At 62.1% G+C, this 9930-nt stretch carries 11 protein-coding genes; 5 read left to right on the forward strand and 6 right to left on the reverse strand.

Annotated features, from left to right (window positions below; translation table 11 throughout):
* Window positions 1–236 precede the first annotated feature (236 nt).
* A complete protein-coding gene (locus tag IAE39_RS27970) occupies window positions 237–1520 on the forward strand; it encodes an NAD(P)/FAD-dependent oxidoreductase (RefSeq protein ID WP_201207713.1) in 1284 nt (427 codons plus the stop codon).
* Between the two features lie 123 nt (window positions 1521–1643).
* Here IAE39_RS27970 and IAE39_RS27975 read toward each other — a convergent pair whose 3' ends face one another.
* Window positions 1644–2378 (reverse strand): peptidase C39 family protein, encoded by a 735-nt coding sequence (locus IAE39_RS27975; protein ID WP_201207714.1) that lies wholly within the window; start codon window positions 2376–2378, stop codon window positions 1644–1646.
* A 166-nt stretch (window positions 2379–2544) separates the two neighbouring features.
* On the opposite strand from IAE39_RS27975, the gene IAE39_RS27980 reads away from it, so the two are divergent.
* Window positions 2545–2724: a hypothetical protein gene (locus IAE39_RS27980; protein WP_201207715.1), complete on the forward strand. Its 180-nt coding sequence runs from the start codon at window positions 2545–2547 to the stop codon at window positions 2722–2724.
* Between the two features lie 133 nt (window positions 2725–2857).
* Here IAE39_RS27980 and IAE39_RS27985 read toward each other — a convergent pair whose 3' ends face one another.
* Both IAE39_RS27985 and IAE39_RS27990 read right to left on the reverse strand, forming a co-directional pair.
* Window positions 2858–3610, reverse strand: coding sequence for a TerC family protein (locus IAE39_RS27985; RefSeq protein ID WP_201207716.1), 753 nt, complete (start codon window positions 3608–3610; stop codon window positions 2858–2860).
* Window positions 3611–3637: 27 nt separating this feature from the next.
* Window positions 3638–3877, reverse strand: coding sequence for a hypothetical protein (locus IAE39_RS27990; RefSeq protein ID WP_201207717.1), 240 nt, complete (start codon window positions 3875–3877; stop codon window positions 3638–3640).
* A gap of 134 nt (window positions 3878–4011) precedes the next feature.
* Here IAE39_RS27990 and nhaR point away from each other — a divergent pair, with 134 nt between their 5' ends.
* From nhaR to IAE39_RS28005, 3 genes are all read left to right on the forward strand, one after another.
* Entirely contained in the window at window positions 4012–4905 is an 894-nt protein-coding gene (gene nhaR, locus IAE39_RS27995) for a transcriptional activator NhaR (RefSeq protein WP_201207718.1), read from the forward strand.
* A gap of 151 nt (window positions 4906–5056) precedes the next feature.
* Window positions 5057–6268, forward strand: a complete 1212-nt coding sequence (gene sstT / locus IAE39_RS28000; protein WP_201207719.1) for a serine/threonine transporter SstT — start codon at window positions 5057–5059, stop codon at window positions 6266–6268.
* 172 nt (window positions 6269–6440) lie between these two features.
* On the forward strand, window positions 6441–7088 hold the full coding sequence (locus IAE39_RS28005) for a YceH family protein (protein WP_201207720.1): 648 nt from the start codon (window positions 6441–6443) through the stop codon (window positions 7086–7088).
* 4 nt (window positions 7089–7092) lie between these two features.
* Here IAE39_RS28005 and IAE39_RS28010 read toward each other — a convergent pair whose 3' ends face one another.
* The 3 genes from IAE39_RS28010 to ahpC all read right to left on the reverse strand — a co-directional run bounded on the left by IAE39_RS28010 (window position 7093) and on the right by ahpC (window position 9703).
* Window positions 7093–7281, reverse strand: coding sequence for a hypothetical protein (locus IAE39_RS28010; protein WP_029886312.1), 189 nt, complete (start codon window positions 7279–7281; stop codon window positions 7093–7095).
* A gap of 170 nt (window positions 7282–7451) precedes the next feature.
* Window positions 7452–9014 (reverse strand): alkyl hydroperoxide reductase subunit F, encoded by a 1563-nt coding sequence (gene ahpF / locus IAE39_RS28015; protein WP_201207721.1) that lies wholly within the window; start codon window positions 9012–9014, stop codon window positions 7452–7454.
* 125 nt (window positions 9015–9139) lie between these two features.
* Window positions 9140–9703 (reverse strand): alkyl hydroperoxide reductase subunit C, encoded by a 564-nt coding sequence (gene ahpC / locus IAE39_RS28020; protein WP_003250537.1) that lies wholly within the window; start codon window positions 9701–9703, stop codon window positions 9140–9142.
* Window positions 9704–9930: the final 227 nt, after the last annotated feature.

Raw genomic sequence — 9930 nt, forward strand, 5'->3', positions numbered from 1 at the left:
CAAGGTGGTGCTCTAACCAACTGAGCTATGTGCCTGTCGTGTGGTGCGCATTCTACGCAATCCAAAAACCCTGTCAACACTTTTTTTCACGCTAAGCTACTGAATCTTAACCTCTTTATAGAGAAGCACTGGCCAGGGCCCAGTAAAGGATTTTCACCAGACGACTAGCGGGTGTTTATTATTATTGATAGCATCGCTACATTCGTTAAAAATATAAAACACGAGGTTCCTGCAGCATGGCTAACACCCCCTACCCCCAGTCCTACTACGCCGCCTCGGCTAACCCGGTGCCGCCACGTCCGGCGCTGCAGGGTGAGGTGGAAACCGATGTGTGCATCATCGGTGCCGGCTACACCGGCCTGTCCAGCGCCCTGTTCCTGCTGGAGAACGGCTTCAAGGTAAGCATCGTCGAAGCGGCCAAGGTCGGCTTTGGCGCGTCGGGCCGCAACGGTGGCCAGATCGTCAACAGCTACAGCCGTGACATCGACGTCATCGAGCGCACCGTTGGCCCTAAAGAAGCTCAGCTGTTGGGCCACATGGCCTTCGAAGGCGGGCGCATCATTCGTGAGCGCGTGGCCAAGTACAACATTCAGTGCGACCTGAAAGACGGTGGCGTGTTCGCCGCCCTGACCAGCAAGCAGATGGGCCACCTGGAGTCGCAAAAGCGCCTGTGGGAACGCTTTGGCCACAACCAGCTGGAGCTGATGGACCAGAAGCGCATCCGCGAGGTGGTTGCCTGCGACAGCTACATCGGCGGCATGCTCGACATGAGCGGCGGCCACATCCACCCGCTGAACCTGGTCCTGGGCGAAGCCGCCGCGGTCGAGTCGTTGGGCGGTATCATTTATGAGCAAACCCCGGCCATCCGCATCGAGCGTGGCGCCAACCCTGTGGTGCATACCCCGCAGGGTAAGATCCGCGCCAAGTTCATCATCGTCGCCGGCAACGCCTACCTGGGCAACCTGGTGCCAGAGCTGGCCGCCAAGTCCATGCCATGCGGCACCCAGGTGATCACCACCGAACCGCTGGGCGAGGAACTGGCGCGCACCCTGCTGCCACAGGACTACTGCGTAGAGGACTGCAACTACCTGCTCGACTACTACCGCCTGACCAGCGACAAGCGCCTGATCTTCGGCGGTGGCGTGGTGTATGGCGCGCGCGACCCGGCCAACATCGAGGCGATCATCCGCCCGAAGATGCTCAAGGCCTTCCCGCAACTGAAGAACGTGAAAATCGACTACGCCTGGACCGGCAACTTCCTGCTGACCCTGTCGCGCCTGCCGCAGGTTGGCCGCATTGGCGACAACATCTACTACTCGCAGGGTTGCTCGGGCCACGGCGTGACCTACACCCACCTGGCGGGCAAGGTCCTGGCCGAAGCCCTGCGTGGCCAGGCCGAGCGTTTCGACGCCTTCGCCGGCCTGCCGCACTACCCGTTCCCGGGTGGGCAGATGCTGCGCGTACCGTTCAGCGCCATCGGTGCCTGGTACTACAGCCTGCGCGATCGCCTGGGCTTCTGATGTAAGCAGGCCTGGCCTCTTCGCGGCGGTTCGACGCCTCGATGAACCCGCTCCTACAACGATCTGTGTAGGAGCGGGTTTATCGAGGCGTCGAACCGCCGCGAAAGGGCCGGCACTGACAAACTACTTTTCCAGGCTGCTCACAGCCTGTTTCGCCGCCATCTCCTGCCCCGCCCGCGACAGCTCATCCGCCGCTTGCAACCAGCGCTGGCGATCCACCTGAGCCGGCAACTGCCGCGGTGGCTGCACCAGCACCGCCCAACTCCCCTGCTTCGCCCATGCCGAGGCAAAGTCGTCGAACGCCATCACCTGCCGACGGTGCATGCCCGAGCGCAACAAAACCCGCTGCTTGTAACGGTCATACCCGATCAGTACGGCATAGCGCGGCTCGCTCCACCAGGCCGAACCCTCCTCGTAACGCAGCAGCACCGGGTTGCCCGCGGCCACCTGGGCCAAGAGCGCATCCAGTTGCTTGTCCAGCGGGTACACCACCATGCCGTAGTCCCGCGCCACGCGGGGAATACCCGTATCCAGCACCTCGGCGCCCTGCGGCAGGTTCAGGGGTTTGTCCAGCAGCCCGGGGGTAATCGGTGCCCCCTGTTGCGACAACATCGCCGCCAGGGCCATGGCCCCGCTGTGGTTGGCGTTGCCACGGTAGAACGGCACGCTGCTGATCTCCACCCGTTGCGGCAGGCCTTTGAGATTGGCGGGCGGTGCACTGGCACAGCCGGCCAGGCTGGCTGCCACGATAAAGGCGGCGAGCAGCCGACGGGGAACGTGCTTGAAGGAAGGTTGCTGCATGGATACTCGCTTGTTCCAACGCCAGGCAGGCAGCGCCCGGCTCTGACCACCGATCATAGGTCCCACAGCCGCGCGGGTATAGTCCGACAACGGCTAGGAGCGAATCGGACCAAGAGATAGACCTTTGTTCGATGGAACGTCACAGGCGAAGGGCTAGACTAAAGCAGTGTCTGGAAGGCAAGCGCTAACCCATAGAGCGTTTGCAGTAGAGATGGAGGCACAGATGAGCCTGACCCTGGCAATCCTCATGTTGGTAGGCATGTGGCTGAGCGTCGCAGCCGCCATGTTGTGGGGTGTACTGCGTATCGTGCGGCGTCATGCACACCATCACCACCTGCCACCGCAGGCCCCGGCCAAGCCACAGCCCGTGCGGCGGGCGCGGCGGCATGCCGGGGTGCACTGAACGTTCAAAATCTGCTTGAGGCCATTCGCGGGTAAACCCGCTCCTACAACGACCGCGTGAGCCACATAGCGACGCGGTCGTTGTAGGAGCGGGTTTACCCGCGAATGGGGTGCAAAGCGCCCCCCGTTCAACATCAACCCTCAGCCGCCTCACGCTTCAGCCGCGCCCGGCGAGCAAAGATGTTGAGCATTTCGATCACCGTCGAGAACGCCATCGCCGCATACACATAACCTTTCGGTACATGGGCGCCAAAGCCTTCGGCGATCAGGGTCATGCCGATCATGATCAGGAAGCCCAGGGCCAGCATCACCACGGTCGGGTTGTCGTTGATGAAGTTGGCCAGCGGGTCGGCGGCCACCATCATCACGATCACGGCAGTGATCACGGCAATGATCATGATCGGCAGGTGTTCGGTCATGCCCACGGCAGTAATGATGCTGTCGACCGAGAACACGATATCCAGCAGCAGGATCTGGAAGATCGCAGCGGCAAAGCCCAAGGTAACCGTCGAACCGACCTTGGATTCTTCCTTGGCGCCATGCGGATCGACGCTTTCGTGAATTTCCTTGGTCGCCTTCCACAGCAGGAACAGGCCGCCGGCAATCAGGATCACATCCTTCCACGAGAAGGCGTTGCCGAACACCTCGAACACCGGGTCGGTCAGCTGGACGATCCAGGCCACGGTGCTGAGCAAGGCCAGGCGCATGACCAGGGCCATGCTGATGCCGATACGTCGCGCCTTGGAGCGGTATTCAACCGGTAGCTTGTTGGTCAGGATCGAGATGAAGATCAGGTTGTCGATGCCCAGTACAACTTCCATGGCCACCAGCGTAGCCAGGGCAACCCAGGCGGTAGGGCTAGCGGCGAGTTCCAGCAAATATTCCATTGTTCAGATCCTGCAGCGCGGTTGGGGTCAGATTTCCTGGCTTTTTTCTTTCTTTTCGGCGTCTTCGGGCTTCTGCCCTTCGCTGCCAATGGCATCGCTCAGCGCCTGCTGGGCCGCCTTGTTGGTGTCATCTATGGCCTGCTTGGCCGACTGCGCAGCCTGGTCGAGCATCTGCTGGGCGGATTTTTCGGCCTGGTCGCAACCGGACAGGGTGAACAGGGCCAAGGCCAGCACCAGCGGCGTGCCGATGGATTTGAAGTACAGCATGGGTTCCTCGCTTGTCGATATCCCGGCGGCGCACAGGGCGCCTGATGGGGTGGAATTCTAGACAAGGCAATACATCAGGAAAATTCGTATTTTCAGCGGTTATACTTCGGTTTTTACGAATCCGGAAAGCACCGATGCTCAACTATCGGCAGTTGCACTATTTCTGGGCGGTAGCCAAAACCGGCAGCATCGCCCGCGCCAGCGAACAACTGAACCTCACCCCGCAAACCATCAGCGGGCAGATCAGCCTGTTCGAGCAGACCTACGGCCTGGAACTGTTCCAGCGCGTGGGCCGGCAGCTGGAGCTGACCGAAACCGGCCGGCAGACGCTGATCTACGCCGAGCAGATGTTCCAGCTGGGCGGCGAACTGGAGGCCATGCTGCGTGCCGGTCCGCAAGAGCAGATCCTGTTCCGCGTCGGGGTGGCTGACGTGGTGCCCAAGTCCATCGTCTACCGCCTGCTGGCACCGACCATGGAACTGGAAGAGGTGCTGCGCATCAACTGCCGCGAAGACAAGCTTGAACGGCTGCTCGGCGACCTGGCAATCCAGCGCCTGGACCTGGTGATTTCCGACAGCCCCATGCCCAACAACCTGGACATCAAGGGCTACAGCCAGAAGCTTGGCGAGTGCGGGCTGAGCTTTTTTGCCACCCCGGCGCTGGCACAGCGTCACCAGGGTCCCTTCCCTGCCTGCTTGCAAGATGCCCCCCTGTTGATTCCCGGCCAGGAAACCGTGGTGCGCAGCCGTTTGTTGCGCTGGCTGGGCGAGCAGCAAGTGCAGCCACGTATTGTCGGCGAGTTCGATGACAGCGCCTTGATGCAGGCGTTTGGGCAATCGGGCAGCGGCATATTCGTCGCGCCCAGTGTGATTGCCGAGGAAGTGTGCCGCCAGTATGGCGTGCAGCTGATCGGGCAGACCGATGCGGTGCATGAGTCGTTCTATGCCATTTCGGTGGAGCGCAAGGTCAAGCACCCGGGGATCGTGGCGATTACCGAGGGGGCGCGGCGGGAGTTGTTTCATTGGTAGCCGTAAGGGCCTCTTCGCGGGTAAACCCGCTCCTACATTGAGCACGCAGACCGTTGTAGGAGCGGGTTTACCCGCGAAGAGGCCGGTCCTGCCCGACAAAGGTCTATGGTAAAGTCGCGCCCTTTTTGAAAATGCCCGGAAATTGCTACACATGACCCCTGTCTTCCGCCTCCTCAACCGCACCAGCCTGGTGACGCAGATCGTCGTCGGCCTGCTCGCCGGCATCGCCCTGGCCCTGCTGGCACCTAGCGTGGCCCGCGACCTGGCCTTCCTCGGCAAGGTGTTCGTCAGCGCCCTCAAGGCGGTGGCGCCCGTGCTGGTGTTCATCCTGGTCATGGCCTCGATCGCCAACCACCGTCACGGCCAGGAAACGCACATTCGTCCGATCCTCTGGCTGTACTTGCTGGGCACCTTTGCCGCCGCAGTGGTGGCCGTGGTCGCCAGCATGCTGTTCCCGTCACAGTTGGTGCTCAGCACTGGCGAGGCCACGCTCAGCGCACCGGGTGGCATTACCGAGGTGATGCAGAACCTGCTGCTGAGCGCGGTCGACAACCCGGTCAACGCCTTGCTCAACGCCAACTTCATCGGCGTGCTGACCTGGGCCATCGGCCTGGGCGTAGCCCTGCGCCACGCTGGCGAAACCACCCGCACCGTAGTCGACGACCTGTCCAACGGCGTTACCCTGATCGTGCGCGTGGTCATCCGCTTCGCCCCACTGGGCATTTTTGGCCTGGTCAGCTCCACCCTGGCCCAGTCCGGCCTGAACGCACTGCTTGGCTACCTGCACCTGCTGGCAGTGCTGATCGGCTGCATGCTGTTCGTGGCGCTGGTGATGAACCCGCTGATCGTGTTCTGGAAGATCCGCTGCAACCCCTACCCGTTGACCCTGCTGTGCCTGCGCGAAAGCGGCATAACCGCGTTCTTCACCCGTAGCTCGGCGGCCAACATCCCGGTCAACCTGGCGCTGTCGGAACGCCTTGGCCTGCATGAGGACACCTACTCGGTATCGATCCCGTTGGGTGCGACCATCAACATGGCCGGCGCCGCAATCACCATCACTGTGCTGACCCTGGCTGCAGTGCATACCCTGGGTATTCCGGTGGACCTGCCGACCGCCGTGCTGCTCAGCGTGGTAGCGGCGGTGTGTGCCTGCGGCGCTTCGGGGGTGGCGGGGGGTTCGCTGCTGCTGATTCCGCTGGCGTGCAGCCTGTTTGGCATCCCCAGCGAGATTGCCATGCAGGTGGTGGCGGTGGGCTTCATCATTGGCGTGCTGCAGGATTCGGCCGAGACGGCGCTGAATTCTTCGACCGATGTGCTGTTCACGGCGGCGGCGTGCCTGGCGGAAGAGCGGCGCAACGCTTGAGATTGCAGGGGCCGCCTGTGGGAGCGGGTTCACCCGCGAAGCAGGCGACGCGATAGGTGGCACCGGCTTTGCCGGTGTTCGCGGGTTAACCCGCTCCCACAAGCGGTCGTAATTGCCTTACACGGTGGCTTTACCTACCCTAGTGGCCTTTCCCCAGCAATGAGACAGGGCCATGTCAGAACACGAAACCGCAGGTGAAGGCCGCTTCAACAGCATCGAGATCCGTGTACTCGGCGCGTTGATCGAAAAGCAGGCCACCAGCCCGGAAAGCTACCCGCTGACCCTCAACGCCCTGGTCCTGGCCTGCAACCAGAAGACCAGCCGCGAGCCGGTGATGAACCTTACCCAAGGCCAGGTTGGCCAGGCCCTGCGCGCCCTTGAAGGGCAAGGCATGACCCGCCTGCAGATGGGCAGCCGCGCCGATCGCTGGGAACAACGGGTAGACAAGGCGCTGGAGCTGGTTCCGGCGCAATTGATTTTGATGGGCCTGCTGTTCCTGCGCGGTCCGCAAACCCTCAACGAGCTGCTGACCCGCAGCAACCGCCTGCACGACTTCGATGACACCGAGCAGATCCAGCACCAGCTGGAGCGCCTGATCTCGCGTGACCTGGCCTTGCACCTGCCACGCCAGGCCGGCCAGCGCGAAGACCGCTACACCCATGCCCTGGGTGACCCGGCAGAGATCGAAGCGATCCTGGCTGCACGCCAGCAGGAAGGTGGCGCGCGCAGCAGTGGTGGCAATGTCCCGGAAGAACGTATCGAAGCCCTCGAGGCTCGCATCGCGGCGCTGGAAGCACGCCTGGCCGAACTGGAAGGCTGAGCCATCACGGCTCGGGGTCGGGGAAGTTGCGGCAGCTCTTGCGTTCGGCCAGCTCCCGGTCACTGGGGCGCTGGTCGACGAACACGGTGCGGCCGTCGGCGTAGATTTCCAGGTAGCCCCAGTGCAGGTCTTGCTCTGTCTGCCCGGGCTTTGGCGGGACTAGCCACCAGGGTTCGCGGCTGATCAGGGTCATGAGGGTGGTTCCTGAGGGGGATGCCGTAAGCATAGACACCCTCAGGTTGATGCTTTGTTTGTACCGGCCTCTTCGCGGCTAAAGCCGCTCCTACATTGGATTGCACCGCCTTCGAAAGCGGTGCAAACCTTTGTAGGAGCGGCTTTAGCCGCGAAAGGGCCGCTACAGGCTTACGCCGGCGCCGAAGTACGAATCAGGTGGTCAAAGGCTGCCAGCGAAGCCTTGGCCCCCTCGCCCACCGCAATTACGATCTGCTTGTACGGCACGGTGGTCACATCACCCGCCGCAAACACACCCGGGATACTGGTCTGGCCCTTGGCGTCGACAATGATCTCGCCACGCGGCGACAGCTCGACGGTGCCTTTCAGCCAATCGGTGTTCGGCAGTAGGCCGATCTGCACGAAGATCCCTTCCAGCGCCACGTCGTGCTGCTCGTCGGTAGTGCGGTCTTTGTAACGCAGGCCGGTCACTTTTTCACCATTGCCCAGCACTTCGGTGGTCAGTGCACTGGTGATCACCTTCACGTTCGGCAGGCTGTGCAGCTTGCGTTGCAGTACCGCATCGGCACGCAGCTGGCTGTCGAACTCGATCAGCGTGACCTGGGCAACGATACCGGCCAGGTCGATAGCCGCTTCCACACCCGAGTTACCGCCGCCGATCACCGCCACGCGCTTGCCCTTGAACAGCGGGCCATCACAGTGCGGGCAGTAGGCTACGCCACGACCGCGGTATTCCTGCTCACCCGGCACGTTCATTTCGCGCCAGCGGGCACCGGTAGCCAGGATCACGGTCTTGGCCTTGAGCGAGGCGCCGCCCGCCAGGCGCACTTCGTGCAGGCCGCCATCGGTGGCCGGGATCAGCGCTTCGCCGCGCTGCAGGTTCATGATGTCGACGTCGTACTGCTTGACGTGTTCTTCCAGTGCCGTGGCCAGCTTGGGCCCTTCGGTTTCCTGCACCGAGATGAAGTTCTCGATGGCCAGGGTGTCGAGTACCTGGCCGCCGAAGCGCTCGGCCGCCACACCGGTACGGATGCCTTTACGCGCTGCGTAGATGGCAGCTGCCGCGCCAGCAGGGCCACCGCCGACCACCAGCACGTCGAAAGCGTCCTTGGCATTGATCTTTTCCGCCTGGCGGGCGCCAGCGTTGGTGTCGATCTTGCCAAGGATTTCTTCCAGGCCCATGCGGCCCTGGCCAAATACTTCACCGTTCAGGTAGACGCTTGGCACCGCCATGATCTTGCGCGCTTCCACTTCAGCCTGGAACAACGCACCGTCGATGGCTACGTGGCGCACGTTAGGGTTGAGCACCGCCATCAGGTTCAGCGCCTGGACCACATCCGGGCAGTTCTGGCACGACAGCGAGAAGTAGGTTTCGAAGGTGAATTCGCCTTCCAGCGCCTGGATCTGTTCGATCACTTCGGCACTGGCCTTGGACGGGTGGCCGCCGACTTGCAGCAGCGCCAGCACCAGCGAGGTGAATTCGTGGCCCATGGGGATGCCGGCAAAGCGCAGGCTGATGTCGCCCCCCGGGCGGTTCAGCGAGAACGACGGGCGACGGGTATCGGTGCCGTCCGCGCTGAAGGTAATAAGGTTCGACAGGCCGGCAATTTCCACCAGCAGGTCGTGCAATTCGCGGGACTTCGCGCCGTCGTCGAGGGAGGCAACGATCTCGATCGGCTGGGTGACCCGCTCCAGGTAGGTTTTCAGTTGCGATTTAAGCGTGGCGTCCAACATACGGGCGATTCCTTTTTCAAAACTCGGATACAAAAACGCCCAGGCGAGTTCGCCCGGGCGTTTTTACGGGGCGGTAAGTACTTCAGCTTTGGCGGCTGCTTACCGCCCGCGACTGGTTCACAGCCTTAGATCTTGCCTACGAGGTCCAGCGATGGAGCCAGAGTGGCTTCGCCTTCTTTCCATTTGGCCGGGCAGACTTCGCCTGGGTGAGCGGCAACGTACTGGGCAGCCTTCACTTTACGCAGCAGTTCGGCAGCATCGCGGCCTACACCACCGTCGTTCAGTTCGACGATCTTGATCTGGCCTTCCGGGTTGATCACGAAGGTACCGCGATCGGCCAGGCCGGCTTCTTCGATCAGCACGTCGAAGTTGCGCGAGATGACGTGGGTCGGGTCACCGATCAGCGGGTATTCGATCTTGCCGATGGTGTCCGAAGTGTCGTGCCAGGCTTTGTGGGTGAAGTGGGTGTCGGTGGACACGCCGTAGATTTCCACGCCCAGTTTCTGGAACTCGGCGTAGTTGTCGGCAAGGTCACCCAGTTCGGTCGGGCAAACAAAGGTGAAGTCGGCCGGGTAGAAGAACACGACAGACCACTTGCCCTTCAGGTCGGCTTCGCTGACCTGAACGAACTCGCCTTTGTGGTAGGCGGTGGCGTTGAACGGTTTGACCTGGCTGTTGATGATTGGCATGAGAGACGCTCCTTCATGGGGTTGGAATCAGTTGATGGATAGAATCCTAACTAATCATCCCGCTGAAGGCTCATTGGCAAAGCTCATGCTTGTGATTGGTTTTGGCTATAACCGGGGTTTATTAATAGAAGGGAATGGGCTGAGCAAAGGATTGCGGGGTTAATGGCTGCCGCGACAACCTGTAGGAGCGGGGGGGGGGGGGGGGGGGGGGGGGGGGGGGGGGGGGG

The sequence above is a fragment of the Pseudomonas sp. S37 genome, from assembly GCF_016658545.1.
Taxonomy (GTDB): Bacteria; Pseudomonadota; Gammaproteobacteria; order Pseudomonadales; family Pseudomonadaceae; genus Aquipseudomonas.

Excerpts from the sequence above, each read along its gene's own strand:
- IAE39_RS27970 (WP_201207713.1), top strand. The coding sequence starts at position 237 with ATGGCTAACACCCCCTACCCCCAGTCCTACTACGCCGCCTCGGCTAAC.
- IAE39_RS27975 (WP_201207714.1), bottom strand. The coding sequence starts at position 2,378 with ATGATCGGTGGTCAGAGCCGGGCGCTGCCTGCCTGGCGTTGGAACAAG.
- IAE39_RS27980 (WP_201207715.1), top strand. The coding sequence starts at position 2,545 with ATGAGCCTGACCCTGGCAATCCTCATGTTGGTAGGCATGTGGCTGAGC.
- IAE39_RS27985 (WP_201207716.1), bottom strand. The coding sequence starts at position 3,610 with ATGGAATATTTGCTGGAACTCGCCGCTAGCCCTACCGCCTGGGTTGCC.
- IAE39_RS27990 (WP_201207717.1), bottom strand. The coding sequence starts at position 3,877 with ATGCTGTACTTCAAATCCATCGGCACGCCGCTGGTGCTGGCCTTGGCC.
- nhaR (WP_201207718.1), top strand. The coding sequence starts at position 4,012 with ATGCTCAACTATCGGCAGTTGCACTATTTCTGGGCGGTAGCCAAAACC.
- sstT (WP_201207719.1), top strand. The coding sequence starts at position 5,057 with ATGACCCCTGTCTTCCGCCTCCTCAACCGCACCAGCCTGGTGACGCAG.
- IAE39_RS28005 (WP_201207720.1), top strand. The coding sequence starts at position 6,441 with ATGTCAGAACACGAAACCGCAGGTGAAGGCCGCTTCAACAGCATCGAG.
- IAE39_RS28010 (WP_029886312.1), bottom strand. The coding sequence starts at position 7,281 with ATGACCCTGATCAGCCGCGAACCCTGGTGGCTAGTCCCGCCAAAGCCC.
- ahpF (WP_201207721.1), bottom strand. The coding sequence starts at position 9,014 with ATGTTGGACGCCACGCTTAAATCGCAACTGAAAACCTACCTGGAGCGG.
- ahpC (WP_003250537.1), bottom strand. The coding sequence starts at position 9,703 with ATGCCAATCATCAACAGCCAGGTCAAACCGTTCAACGCCACCGCCTAC.